This is a genomic window from Actinoplanes flavus (genome assembly GCF_017592555.1).
In the GTDB taxonomy this organism is placed as follows: domain Bacteria; phylum Actinomycetota; class Actinomycetes; order Mycobacteriales; family Micromonosporaceae; genus Actinoplanes; species Actinoplanes flavus.
The window spans coordinates 47,503-59,234 of record NZ_JAGFNS010000045.1 but is presented as its reverse complement, the minus strand read 5'-3'; the positions used below and the strand labels follow the sequence as shown (position 1 = coordinate 59,234).

The 11,732-nt window shown below is 72.0% G+C and carries 12 protein-coding genes; 8 read left to right on the top strand and 4 right to left on the bottom strand.

Annotation, left to right across the window (positions count from 1 at the left end; genetic code table 11):
* Positions 1-214: 214 nt before the first annotated feature.
* Positions 215-418 carry a hypothetical protein gene (locus J5X75_RS40590; RefSeq protein ID WP_208473048.1) on the top strand — a complete coding sequence of 68 codons (204 nt, stop codon included), beginning with the start codon at positions 215-217 and terminating at the stop codon, positions 416-418.
* 3 nt (positions 419-421) lie between these two features.
* Here the strand turns inward: J5X75_RS40590 and J5X75_RS40585 are convergent, their stop codons facing one another.
* Positions 422-2,470 (bottom strand): catalase, encoded by a 2,049-nt coding sequence (locus tag J5X75_RS40585; RefSeq protein ID WP_208473047.1) that lies wholly within the window; start codon positions 2,468-2,470, stop codon positions 422-424.
* A 95-nt stretch (positions 2,471-2,565) separates the two neighbouring features.
* On the opposite strand from J5X75_RS40585, the gene J5X75_RS40580 reads away from it, so the two are divergent.
* Positions 2,566-3,402, top strand: a complete 837-nt coding sequence (locus J5X75_RS40580) for a P1 family peptidase (protein WP_208473046.1) — start codon at positions 2,566-2,568, stop codon at positions 3,400-3,402.
* Here J5X75_RS40580 and J5X75_RS40575 read toward each other — a convergent pair.
* A complete protein-coding gene (locus tag J5X75_RS40575) occupies positions 3,389-4,204 on the bottom strand; it encodes a MerR family transcriptional regulator (protein ID WP_208473045.1) in 816 nt (271 codons plus the stop codon). The genes J5X75_RS40580 and J5X75_RS40575 overlap by 14 nt on opposite strands.
* Positions 4,205-4,265: 61 nt before the next feature.
* Between J5X75_RS40575 and J5X75_RS40570 the strand changes: the two genes are divergently transcribed.
* A complete protein-coding gene (locus J5X75_RS40570) occupies positions 4,266-5,270 on the top strand; it encodes a TIGR03617 family F420-dependent LLM class oxidoreductase (RefSeq protein WP_208473044.1) in 1,005 nt (334 codons plus the stop codon).
* Here J5X75_RS40570 and J5X75_RS40565 read toward each other — a convergent pair.
* Both J5X75_RS40565 and J5X75_RS40560 read right to left on the bottom strand, forming a co-directional pair.
* On the bottom strand, positions 5,267-5,620 hold the full coding sequence (locus tag J5X75_RS40565; protein WP_208473043.1) for a DUF427 domain-containing protein: 354 nt from the start codon (positions 5,618-5,620) through the stop codon (positions 5,267-5,269). The two genes, J5X75_RS40570 and J5X75_RS40565, sit on opposite strands and share 4 nt — an antisense overlap.
* A 23-nt stretch (positions 5,621-5,643) precedes the next feature.
* Positions 5,644-6,498 (bottom strand): SDR family oxidoreductase, encoded by an 855-nt coding sequence (locus J5X75_RS40560; RefSeq protein WP_208473042.1) that lies wholly within the window; start codon positions 6,496-6,498, stop codon positions 5,644-5,646.
* A gap of 96 nt (positions 6,499-6,594) precedes the next feature.
* Between J5X75_RS40560 and J5X75_RS40555 the strand changes: the two genes are divergently transcribed.
* The 5 genes from J5X75_RS40555 (at position 6,595) to J5X75_RS40535 (ending at position 11,572) form a co-directional block, all read left to right on the top strand.
* Positions 6,595-6,963, top strand: a complete 369-nt coding sequence (locus J5X75_RS40555; protein ID WP_307798596.1) for a winged helix-turn-helix transcriptional regulator — start codon at positions 6,595-6,597, stop codon at positions 6,961-6,963.
* Positions 6,964-6,975: 12 nt separating this feature from the next.
* The gene (locus tag J5X75_RS46295; RefSeq protein ID WP_208473040.1) at positions 6,976-7,326 is read left to right on the top strand and encodes a UBP-type zinc finger domain-containing protein; all 351 of its coding nucleotides are present in this window, start codon (positions 6,976-6,978) and stop codon (positions 7,324-7,326) included.
* Between the two features lie 81 nt (positions 7,327-7,407).
* Positions 7,408-8,967, top strand: a complete 1,560-nt coding sequence (locus J5X75_RS40545) for a methyl-accepting chemotaxis protein (RefSeq protein ID WP_307798595.1) — start codon at positions 7,408-7,410, stop codon at positions 8,965-8,967.
* A gap of 61 nt (positions 8,968-9,028) precedes the next feature.
* The gene (locus J5X75_RS40540; RefSeq protein ID WP_208473038.1) at positions 9,029-10,096 is read left to right on the top strand and encodes a GGDEF domain-containing protein; all 1,068 of its coding nucleotides are present in this window, start codon (positions 9,029-9,031) and stop codon (positions 10,094-10,096) included.
* Positions 10,097-10,201: 105 nt separating this feature from the next.
* A complete protein-coding gene (locus tag J5X75_RS40535) occupies positions 10,202-11,572 on the top strand; it encodes a cellulase family glycosylhydrolase (RefSeq protein ID WP_208473037.1) in 1,371 nt (456 codons plus the stop codon).
* Positions 11,573-11,732 lie beyond the last annotated feature (160 nt).

Below are 11,732 nucleotides of genomic sequence, written 5' to 3'. Positions count from 1 at the left end.
GGGCCGCGGGGGGGGGGGGGGGGGCCGCCCCCCCCGCCCCCCCCCCCCCCGGGGCGGGGCGCCCCCCCCCCGCCCCCGCCCCCCACCGCCCCGGCCGAAGGGGTAGGGATTCCGGGACGGGCGGTGGAGGGAACGGCCGGTGCGGCTGTTGCCCGGGTGTCCACTGATACCGGAGGGTTGCGGCGCCCCGATTCGGCGAATCCCCGGAGTCCGCATGTTCAGCCAAGCGCCCGCCCAGCGTGGCTTCCTGCAGGTGGCGGCCGTCGCCGTACTCGTCTTCATCGGCGCCGCACTGGTGGTCTTCAGTGTTTCGCCGGCCGGGATTCTCGGCATGCTGACCTACAACCTGCTGCCGATCGCCTGGCTCACCGCCTGCTGCAGCCTCGCCGGACTGGCGCTCGCCTCCATCCGCTACTGACTGTCAGGAACCGGCGGACGACGCCCGCGGCTTGAGCAGCGGCATCCGCTCCCAGACCCGGTGCCGGCCGAGGGCCGCCACGATCGTCTCCGGATCCGGGTCGACCAGGATGCCCGGCGCCTTCACGTCGATCCCGGCGTTGACCAGGGTCTGCTCGCCCTTGCCGCGGACCCCGATCGCCTTGCCGTGCCGGAACGCCTCCTGCACCAGCACCATCATCTGCAGGTCGGCGGTCGCCTCGGCGACCATGATCGCGTCGAACTCGACGGACCGGGCGGTCTGGAACGTGCGCTCCACCCCCTCGCCGCCGACCGGCGCGATCACCCGCACCACGACACCCTGCGCCTTCAGCGCCTTCTGCAGCGCCGCGGCCTCCTTGTCCGGCGCCCCGATCACGCCGACCACCCGGCCGGTCACCGGCCAGACCCGGTCGGTGATCTGCGCGAGCGCCGGCGACGGCGTGACGTCCGGCACCGGATTCCCTTCGGGAACCGGCAGACCCAGCCCGGCGGCCACCTTCGCGGTCAGCTCGGCGTCGACGTCGGCCAGGACACCCAGCATGCGTACGCGGATCGCCTGCTCGTAGCACTTGCTCAACTCGAAGGTGAACGCCTCGGCCACGTGGTCTTGCTCGAGGGGGCTGAGGCTGCGGTAGAACAGGGCGGCCTGCGTGTGGTGGTCGGCGAACGACACCGGGTTGGCCCGTACCTTGTCGCCGGCGACCGGCTTGGGCAGGTGGACGTACCCGCCGTCCTCCAGCCCGGCCGGCACCGGGCCCTCCTCGCCGGCGAGACTGTTCGGCAGGTAGGGCGCGATGCCCCGGTGCACGACGCTCTGGTGCATGCCGTCCCGGAAGTTGTCGTTCACCGGCGCGTGCGGCCGGTTGACCGGCAGCTGGGTGAAGTTCGGCCCGCCCAGCCGGCTGAGCTGGGTGTCCAGGTAGGAGAAGAGCCGGCCCTGCAACAGCGGGTCGTTGGTGACCTCGATGCCGGGCACCAGGTTTCCGATGTGGAACGCGATCTGCTCGGTCTCGGCGTGGAAGTTGTCCGGATTCCGGTTGAGCACCAGCTTCCCGATCGGCTGCACCGGGGCCAGCTCCTCCGGGACGATCTTCGTGGGGTCGAGCAGGTCGATGCCCTCGAACGACTCGTCGGCGCTGTCCGGCATCACCTGGATGCCCAGCTCGTACTCGTAGAACAGGCCGGCGTCGATCGAGTCGGCCAGGTCGCGGCGGTGGAAGTCGGGGTCCACACCGGCGGTCAGCTGGGTCTCCTCCCACGCCAGCGAGTGCACCCCGGCCGCCGGCTTCCAGTGGAACTTCACCAGCGACGTCTCCCCGGCCGCGTTGACCAGCCGGAACGTGTGCACCCCGAAGCCCTCCATGGTCCGGAACGAGCGCGGGACGCCCCGGTCCGACATCGCCCAGAACACGTGGTGGGTGGCCTCGGTGTGCAGCGACACGAAGTCCCAGAACGTGTCGTGGGCGGTCTGTGCCTGCGGGATCTCCCGGTCCGGGTGCCACTTGGCGGCGTGGATGATGTCCGGGAACTTGATGGCGTCCTGGATGAAGAAGACCGGCATGTTGTTGCCGACCAGGTCGAAGTTGCCCTCTGCGGTGTAGAACTTCACCGCGAACCCGCGTACGTCGCGGACCGTGTCGGCCGACCCGCGCGAGCCGAGCACCGTGGAGAACCGCGCGAACACCTCGGTCTCCCGGCCCTTCTCGGCGAGGAAACCGGCCTTGGTGACGGACGCGGCGGTGCCGTAGGCGGTGAACGTGCCGTAGGCGCCGGACCCGCGGGCGTGGACCACCCGTTCGGGGATCCGCTCGTGGTCGAAGTGGGTGATCTTCTCGCGGAGGTGGAAGTCCTCCATCAGCGCCGGGCCGCGCGGGCCGGCCTTGAGGGAGTGGTCGGTGTCCGGCAGCCGGACGCCCTGCCCGGAGGTCAGATGGTCCCCCGTCTGCAGCCCCCGGACCGGGGCGAGGGACTCCTTCACCGGGCTGTTCTCGGCGGGCTGCTTCGTCGCCGGGCTGGGAACGGTCGGCTCCATGTCGGATTTCCTTCACTGTGCGGCATTCCGTGACGAGCCGTCTGCATACCCCGGCATCCCCGATCGGAACGCGGACGGCCGATACGGTTCCTCTCATGGCCGAACCACAGCTGCTCACCGCGTACGCCGGGCACTGGACCGGAGACGGCACCGGGGTCACCGTGGTCCTTCCACCGCCCGGCACGGTCGGGTCCGGCGAGGTCCGCGGCGGCGCCCCGGCCACCCGCGAGTTCGCCCTGCTGGAACCGGGCCGCCTGGTCGAGCGGGTGGACGCCGTGGTGCTCTCCGGCGGCTCCGCCTTCGGCCTGGCCGCCGGCGACGGTGTGGTGGATCTGCTGCGCGAGCGTGGCCAGGGCTTCCCGACCAGCCTCGGCCCGGTGCCGATCGTCGTCGGCATGGCACTGTTCGACGCGTCGGTCGCCGGAACGCCACCGGGCGCCGCTCAAGGCCGCGAGGCGGCTCTCGCCGCGTGGAGCGGACAACCCTTCGCCACCGGTACGGTAGGCGCCGGCGCCGGAGCCACCACCGGCAAGTGGCGGGGTCTCGCCGAGCCCGGTGGGCTGGGCCGCGCCACCGGGCGGGCCGGCGGCGCCACGGTGGAGGTGATCGCCGCGGTGAACCCGTGGGGCGACGTCCTCGGCGCCGAGCGGCCGCCCGTGGAGCACGTGGCCACCCCGTTCCCGGGGGAGAACACCACGCTCGCCGTGGTGCTCACCGACGCCCGGCTGACCAAGACCGACTGCTATCTGCTGGCGCAGAGCGGCCACACCGGGTTCGCCCGGGCCCTGCACCCGGCGCACTCCCGCTACGACGGGGACGCCGTGGTGGCGCTGGCCACCGGCGCGGTGGAGGCCGACCTGGACCTGCTGCGCGCGGTCGCCGCCGAGGTGACGGCGGCGGCGATCCGCGACGCCGTGGTCAGCCGGCCGTGACCGGGGCCTGGAGTTCGGTGACCCACCGGTCGCGGTCCTCCGGGCATTCCAGGGTCACCTCCCGCGGATAGCCGGCGGCCCGGTAGCCGTTGCCGTCGATCCACCGGGCCAGGGCCTGGCCGGTCGGCACCACGGCGTCCATCGAGCCGCGGTGCACGATGGTGGCGGCCCGCGCCACGGCCGGCAGATCGCGGACCTCGAAGTCGCCGGCGCCGGGCCCGGCCGCGACGGTCATGCCGGCGTGCACCGTGATCCGGCCCTCGGGGGCGTCCTCGTACCAGGCGATGCCCGGACCGGTCGGGGTGACCCCGGCCGTCTCCAGCCGCCGGCACAGCTCGTCGTAGAGCGGCCCGATCACCGGGCCGATGTCCTCCGGCTGGTAGCTGGCGGCCGTCGCGGTCAGTACCGCGACCCGCACCGCCGGGACGGACTTGAGGACGACGTCGTTCGTGGGCATGTGCCCCTCACTCTCGATGGCGCGGAGCCTCGCCTCGACCTGGACCAGCCGGGCGGTGGCCTCGGCCACCGACGCCGCCAGCTCGGCGCGGCGCAACCGCAGCATGCCCCGCAGCTCGCCGGTGCTCAGCGTGCCGTCGATGATCTCGTGCACCTGGTGCAGCGTGAACCCGAGATCCTTGAGCGCGATGATCCGGTTGAGCCGGGCCAGCTGGGCGGCCGTGTAGTGCCGGTAGCCGGTGACCGGGTCGACGTGGGCCGGCCGCAGCAACCCGATGGCGTCGTAGTGGCGCAGCATCCGGATCGACACGCGGCCGTGCCGGGCGAAGTCTCCTATGGCGAACATGACAACTCCGACTTCACTGCCTGACACCGTGTGAGGGTCAACAACCTGATATTGCTGTGTGATGCTCGTTGACTATGCCGCCCCCGTCGCGGCCTCCCCGTCCGAGGCCGAAGCGGCGGCGGTCTCCGCGGAACAGGTGGGGTACGACGGCTTCGCGGCCGCCGAGACGAAGCACGACGTCTTCACCACCCTGGCCCTGGTCGCGCGGGCCACCTCGAGGATCGCGCTGCAATCCGGGATCGCGGTGGCCTTCGCCCGCAACCCGATGACCGTGGCGGTCCTCGCCAACGACCTGCAACTGATCTCCGAGGGGCGGTTCCGGCTCGGGCTCGGCTCACAGGTGCGCCCGCACATCGAGCGGCGGTTCGCGATGCCGTGGAGCCGCCCGGCCGCGCGGATGGAGGAGTTCGTGTCGGCGCTGCGGGCGATCTGGCACGCGTGGGCGACCGGCGAGCGGCTGATGTTCCGCGGCGAGTTCTACCGGCACACGCTGATGACCGAGTTCTTCGATCCGGGGCCGAACCCGTTCGGCAATCCGAGGGTGGAGCTGGCCGCGGTCGGTGAGCGGATGGTGGCGGCCGCCGGCCGGGTCGCCGACGGGCTGCTGGTGCATCCGCTGACCAGCCCCTCCTATCTCGGGGAGCGGATCGTCCCGGTGCTGCGGGCGGCCCGGGGCGGCGGGCTGGACGGCTTCGGGCTGGAGATGAGCGCCATGGTGGTCCTGGGCGCCGACGAGGCGGCCCGGGGCCGGGCGGAGCAGGCGGTCCGGCGGCAGATCGCCTTCTACGCGTCGACTCCCGCCTACCGGCCGGTGCTGGAGCTGCACGGCTGGGGTGAGCTGGCGGACCGGCTCAACGCGCTGTCCCGGCGGCAGGCGTGGGCCGAGATGGCCGCCGAGATCAGCGACGACGTGCTGGACTGTTTCGCGGTGTCCGGCGACCCGGCGACGGTGGCCGCCGGACTGCGGGCCCGCTTCGCCGGCACGATCGACCGGATCTCGCTCTACACCCCGTACGAGGCGGACCGCTACCAGCTGGCGGCGGTCCGCTCCGCGCTCCGTGGCTAGGTGGAGAACTCCACCTTGTCCGGGTAGAAGGCGACGTGACCCTTGATCGCGGCGACCGCGTCGTAGGGTTCCTGGTACTCCCAGACGGCGTCCGGCGCGCCGGGCAGGGAGTAGTAGGTGGCGTCGCCCTTGTACGGGCAGTAGGACGTGGTGGTGCTGCGTTCCAGCGCTGCCGGATCGACGTCGGCGAGCGGAACGTACCGCACCGGGGGATAGTCCGCCTCCCGCAGGAGCAGCGCGTCCCCGGTCTCCGCGATCACCCGGCCGCCGGCGGTGACCACGACCTTCTCCCCGGCCGGGGTGATCGTGATCGGGTGGTCCGGGCCGGGTTCCCATCGAGGTTTGGCCATGGAACCGAGCCTACCCATCCGCCTCAGCCTTTGAGCGCTGTTGCGACCGCCTCGGCCAACGGGGTGGTGGGGCGGCCGATCAGCCGGGACAGGGTGCCGGTGGTGTCGTCCAGGTGCCCGTCCCGGATCTTGACGTCGGTGTCCGCGAGCAGGCCGGCGAACTGTTCGGGCAGGCCGGCCTCGACCAGCGCGGCCCGGTAGCCGTCGGCCGGCAGGTCCCGGTAGGCCACCGGGGCGCCGGTCTGGCGGGCCACCTCGGCGGCCAGCTCGGTCATGGTGAACGGCTGGTCGCCGGCCAACTCGTAGACGCCGGGCTCGCCGCTCAGCAGCACGACGGCGGCCGCCTCGGCGTAGTCGGCGCGGGTGGCGGCGGCGATCCGGCCGTCGCCGGCGCTGCCGAGCAGGGCGCCGTGCTCGACGGCCGGGCCGAGCGAGGCCGTGTAGTTCTCGGTGTACCACCCGTTGCGCAGCAGGGCGAACGGGATGCCGGACGCGGTCACCACCTCCTCGGTGGCCAGGTGCTCGGGAGCCAGCCCGATCGGTGACGTGCCGGCGCGCAGGATGCTGGTGTAGGCCAGGAATCCGACGCCGGCCGCCCGGGCCGCCTCGACGACCGCGGTGTGCTGGCGGACCCGCTGCCCGACCGCGTTGCCGGAGATCAGCAACAGCCGGTCCACCCCGGCGAACGCGGTGGCCATGGTCTCCGGGCGGTCGTAGTCGGCCTCGCGCACCTGGACCCCGAGGGCGGCCAGGCCGGCGGCCTTCGCGGTGTCCCGGACCGCGGCGACGATGTCGCCGGGGGCGGCGCCGCGCGCGATCAGCGCCTCGACGACGAGGCGGCCCAGCTGCCCGGTGGCTCCGGTGACGGCGATGGTCATGGTGGTCCCCTTCGACATGCTCTCGAAAAGTGAGCGGTGACGGGAAGAATGGCACTAACTTTTAGTTAGTGCAACCGCGCTGGTAAGGTGACCGGCGTGGATGGGGATCTCGCGGCCAGCGTGTTCGAGCGGAACTGCGCCTCCCGTGGCGTCCTGACCGACATCACCGGCCGCTGGGGCAGCCTGGCGCTGGGCGCGCTGCACGAGGGGGCGTTCCGGTTCAACGCCCTGCGCCGCCGGGTCGACGGGGTGAGCGAGAAGATGCTGGCCCAGACCCTTCAGGCGCTGGAACGCGACGGCCTGGTCCGCCGCGAGGTGCAGGCCACCATCCCGCCCCGGGTGGAGTACAGCCTCACCGATCTCGGCGAGCGGGTCGCCGCCAAGATGAAGGAGCTCATCGTCCTGGTCGAGGGCGAGATGGACCAGGTTCGCGCGGCGCAGGAGGCGTACGACCGGGTGCATTGATAGGTTGCGGGCGTGAGCTCCGACGCCCCGATCCAGGTCGACGTCCCACCCTCCGGCACCGGCTGCGCCGAGTGCCTCGCGACCGGCGGCTGGTGGTTCCACCTGCGCCGGTGCGCCCGCTGCGGCCACGTGGGCTGCTGCGACTCCTCGCCCGCGCGGCACGCCACCGCCCACTGGCGGCAGACCGGCCATCCGGTCATCCAGTCGTTCGAGCCCGGTGAGGACTGGTTCTGGGACTTCGACAGCGAGCAGGCCGGCTCCGGCCCCGAGCTGGCGCCGCCCACCAGCCACCCGGCCGGCCAGCCGGCCCCCGGCCCGGCCGGCGCCGTCCCGGCGGACTGGGCCCGGCGCCTGAACCGCTGAATCATGAGCGGTGACGCGCCCCTCCTCAGGTGACGCCCGACACGGTCGATGGATCGTGCGTCACATGTGAGGGAGGGCACCGTGCGCGGGCTACACGACATCGGTATCGCCAAGAGGCTGGGCCTCATCGTCGGCACGGGCGCGGTCGCGCTCGGCGTGATGGCGACGATCACCCTGGCCGGACAGTCGTCGCTGGCCACCCAGGCCGAGGAGACCCGCCGTCTGGAAGCCTGCCTCGCGGCGATCAACCACCTCAACAACCGCCAGAGCGAGTTGAAGGTGGACGCCTACCGGGCCGCGCTCGGGCACGACGTGAGCGGCGACGCGGTCGACGACGTCGAGTCCTCGACCAGCGCCGCCGACCAGGTCGAGGCGTGCGGTCTGCCCACCGCCGTGCTTCAGCAGTTCCAGGGCTACCGCCCGGACTTCGCCGATTTCAACACCTTCATCACCGACTTCGTCACCGCCGGCGCCGCGGACCCGGCGTCGGTGGTCGACCGGACCGGCGAGATCGCCGAGCGGAACAACAAGACCGACGACGACCTCGACGCGCTCACCGAGACGGTGGAGGCCGAGATCGCCGTGCAGAAGGCGGAGATGGCCGACACGGTCGGCTCCACCCGTACGGTGACGATGGTGGTGGCCGGGATCGGCCTGGCCCTGCTGATCGGCCTGGCCGTCCCGATGGTCCGGTCGATCCTCGGCCCGATCCGCAGGCTGGGCGTGGTGATCGACGCCCTGGACCGCAACGACCTCACCGTCCGCTCCGAGATCACCAGCCGCGACGAGATCGGCGTCATGGCCGCCGGGCTGGACCGCTCGCTGGACAAGCTGCGCCAGTCGATGCGGACCATCGCCGAGGAGGCCGGCGGGCTCGCCACCGCCTCGGACCAGCTGGCCGGCGTGTCGGCCCGGATCGCCGACGCCGCCGACGACACCGGCCGGCAGAGCACCTCGGCGTCCGCCGAGGCCGACGAGATCTCCCGCAACGTGCAGACCGTCGCGGCCGGCTCGGAGGAGATGGGCCTGTCGATCCGGGAGATCTCCCGCAACACCAGCGAGGCCGCCCAGATCGCCTCGGTCGCGGTGACCGAGGCGGCCCGCGCCACCGGCACCATCCGTCAGCTCGGCGAGTCGTCCGCCGAGATCGGCAACGTCATCAAGCTGATCACGTCCATCGCCGAGCAGACCAACCTGCTCGCCCTCAACGCCACCATCGAGGCGGCCCGGGCCGGTGACGCCGGCAAGGGGTTCGCCGTGGTCGCCTCCGAGGTCAAGGACCTCGCCCAGGAGACCGCCCGCGCCACCGAGGACATCCACCACCGGGTCAACGCCATCCAGCAGGACACCGGCGGCGCGGTCGAGGTCATCAACCGCATCTCCGAGGTCATCGCCCAGATCAACGACTTCCAGACCACGATCGCCTCGGCGGTGGAGGAGCAGACCGCCACCACCGGCGAGATCAGCCGGAGCATCGCCGAGGTCGCCGCCGGTTCCAGCCGGATCGCGGCGAACATCAGCGACGTCGCCGCGGCCAGCGCGGCCACGGTCGGCGGCGTCACGCAGACCCGGGAGGCCAGCGCGGCGGTGTCGCGCACCGCCGGCGAGCTGCGCGGCCTGGTCGGCGCCTTCAGGTTCTGAGCGCTGCCCGCGCATGCGCCGGCTTCCTCAAGGCGTGCGGTCCGCTGCCGATGGAGAGGCCATGCGTACCGTGACCGGAGTGCCTTCCGATCAGGCGTTGCTGTCCCGGCGGCGCACGATCGAGCTCTCCGGCCTGGCGTCGCGGAGCATCGGGCTCGTCTGCACGGCGCTCTACGCGGCCGGGATCGGCGCCATGTCGCCCGGCCAGCTGGCGAGCACCGGGATGCGTACGGCGAGCTGGGTGGCCGTCGCCGTCATGCTGTGCGGCAACCTGGTGGCCGTCGGCAGTCTCCGGCGGCCGGGCTCGCGCTGGTACGAACTGCGCAGCACCGTCCAGGTCGCGCTGGACGTCACGGTGATCTGCGGGTTCGTGGTGGTCTCCGAGGATCTGACCCGGGAGACCACCTGGCCGCTGATGGCCCTGGCCGTGGTGATCGCCGCGATCCGGCAACGGCTGCCCGGCGCCGTGGTCGTGTGGGCGCTGACGTCGGCCGTCTTCGTGGCCGCCTTCCCGCACTCGCCGGACGTCCCGTTCGTGCTCGGTGGCCACCTGATGATCGCGGTGATCACCGGAACCCAGTCGTCCAGCCTGGTCCGGCACCTGCGGACCCTCCAGGAGACCCGGGCGGCGCTCCAGCACCAGGCCACCCACGACGGGCTGACCGGGCTGCCCAACCGGGCGCACCTGGCCGGCTGCGCGGACCGGCTCACCGGCCGCCCGCTCGGTGTGCTGCTGCTCGACCTGAACGGATTCAAGCAGGTCAACGACACCCACGGGCACGCCGCCGGGGACCTGCTGCTGCATCGGATCGCCGACCGGCTGACCACCGCCGTGCGCGGGCTCGCGTCCCCGGGCGGCGAGACGCCGGTGGTGGGCCGCCTCGGTGGCGACGAGTTCCTGGTCCTGCTGCCCGGGGCCGGGCACGACCTGGTGGCCGCGGCCGGCGAGCGGATCCGGGAGGCGGTCCGGGCGCCCGCGGATCTGGGCGACGGCGTACGGGTGACGGTCGGCGTGAGCATCGGTGTGGCGCTGCGGCCGGCCGGGGGAGAGGCGACCCTGGACGCGCTGACCGCCGAGGCGGACGCCGCCATGTACCGGGAGAAGCACCGCCGCCGGCAGGCCGCATGAATCGACGGATTGCGATGGGAGGGGGCCGGGGGTAGGTTGTCAACTGCCCGGGGGCGGGTGGAAACGCGCCGACGTCAGCCGTCCACTTCCCCCAAGAGGCAGGTCATGAAGAGAAGACTGGCCGTTCTGGCCGCCGTCCTCGTCACCCTCACCGCATCCGTGCTGACCTTCGTCAACCCCGCCTACGCCGCCACCGGTCTGCACATCGAGGGCCGCGACATCGTCGAGGCCAACGGCAACACGTTCGTGATGCGCGGCATCAACCACATGCACACCTGGTACGCCGGGCAGACCGGCTCGTTCGCCGACATGAAGGCGGCCGGCGCCAACACCGTCCGGGTGGTGCTCAGCGGTGGCCGCTGGACCGCCAACACCGCCGCCGACGTGACCAACGTGATCAACCTGTGCAAGGCCAACCGGCTGATCTGTGTGCTGGAGAACCACGACACCACCGGGTACGGCGAGGACGGCGCGGCCTACACGCTGGACCAGGCGGTGAACTACTGGATCGGCCTGAAGAGCGTGCTCACCGGCCAGGAGAACTACGTCGTCATCAACATCGGCAACGAGCCGATCGGCAACACGAACCCGTCGCAGTGGACCGCCGCGACCGTCGCCGCGATCCAGAGGATGCGCACCAACGGGTTCGAGCACCTGCTGATGATCGACGCACCGAACTGGGGCCAGGACTGGCAGTACGTGATGCGGGACAACGCGCAGACGGTGCTGGACGCGGACACCCGGGACAACACGGTGCTGTCGATCCACATGTACGCGGTGTTCAACACGGCGTCGTCGATCACGGCCTACCTGGACCACTTCCAGAGCCGCGGCTGGCCGCTGGTGATCGGCGAGTTCGGCTGGCGGTTCGACTCCGGCCAGGTCGACGACCAGACGCTGATGGCCGAGGCGCAGGCCCGCGGCATCGGCTACCTGGGCTGGTCCTGGGCCGGCAACACCGACCCGATCCTGGACATGACCAACAGCTTCGACGCCGCCTCGCTGACCACCTGGGGCCAGCGGATCGTGAACGGCGCGAACGGTCTGAAGGCCACCGGTAGGGAGGCCACCGTCTTCGGCGGCGTCCAGCCCAGCTCGCCCGGTTCGTCGTCACCGTCGCCGAGTTCCCCGTCGCCGTCGCCCAGTTCGCCGTCGCCCTCGCCGTCGATGACCATGCCGACGGTCTGCACCGCCACCTACGCGATCACCGGGCAGTGGCCGGGCGGTTTCCAGGGAGAGGTGAAGGTGACCGCCGGCACCGGGATCAAGGGGTGGACGGTGACCTGGAACTACGCGAACGGGCAGGTCGTGAACAACGCCTGGAACGCGACCGTGACCAGCGGCGGCTCGACCGTGACGGCGCGCAACGTGAGCTACAACGGCACTCTCGCGGCCGGTCAGTCGACGTCCTTCGGGTTCCTCGGCTCGTGGACCGGCGCCAACGGCGTGCCGGCACTGACCTGTTCCCCCTCCTGATCCGTTGACGGCCGCCGGGCGGGGCCGTTGCCTTGGGAGCGCTCCCATGGCACGATGGGCGCAGACGCGTGCCTGCCCCCGCTCGGCGTCATCCCCGTCATGAACACCAGGGTCCGGCGGGTTGTCAGGGCTGTTCGAACAGCCCTGACAACCCGCCGGA

What these genes read in the sequence shown, in the direction of transcription:
- J5X75_RS40590 (WP_208473048.1), top strand. Translation starts at nt 215, where the DNA reads ATGTTCAGCCAAGCGCCCGCCCAGCGTGGCTTCCTGCAGGTGGCGGCC.
- J5X75_RS40585 (WP_208473047.1), bottom strand. Translation starts at nt 2,470, where the DNA reads ATGGAGCCGACCGTTCCCAGCCCGGCGACGAAGCAGCCCGCCGAGAAC.
- J5X75_RS40580 (WP_208473046.1), top strand. Translation starts at nt 2,566, where the DNA reads ATGGCCGAACCACAGCTGCTCACCGCGTACGCCGGGCACTGGACCGGA.
- J5X75_RS40575 (WP_208473045.1), bottom strand. Translation starts at nt 4,204, where the DNA reads ATGTTCGCCATAGGAGACTTCGCCCGGCACGGCCGCGTGTCGATCCGG.
- J5X75_RS40570 (WP_208473044.1), top strand. Translation starts at nt 4,266, where the DNA reads ATGCTCGTTGACTATGCCGCCCCCGTCGCGGCCTCCCCGTCCGAGGCC.
- J5X75_RS40565 (WP_208473043.1), bottom strand. Translation starts at nt 5,620, where the DNA reads ATGGCCAAACCTCGATGGGAACCCGGCCCGGACCACCCGATCACGATC.
- J5X75_RS40560 (WP_208473042.1), bottom strand. Translation starts at nt 6,498, where the DNA reads ATGACCATCGCCGTCACCGGAGCCACCGGGCAGCTGGGCCGCCTCGTC.
- J5X75_RS40540 (WP_208473038.1), top strand. Translation starts at nt 9,029, where the DNA reads ATGCGTACCGTGACCGGAGTGCCTTCCGATCAGGCGTTGCTGTCCCGG.
- J5X75_RS40535 (WP_208473037.1), top strand. Translation starts at nt 10,202, where the DNA reads ATGAAGAGAAGACTGGCCGTTCTGGCCGCCGTCCTCGTCACCCTCACC.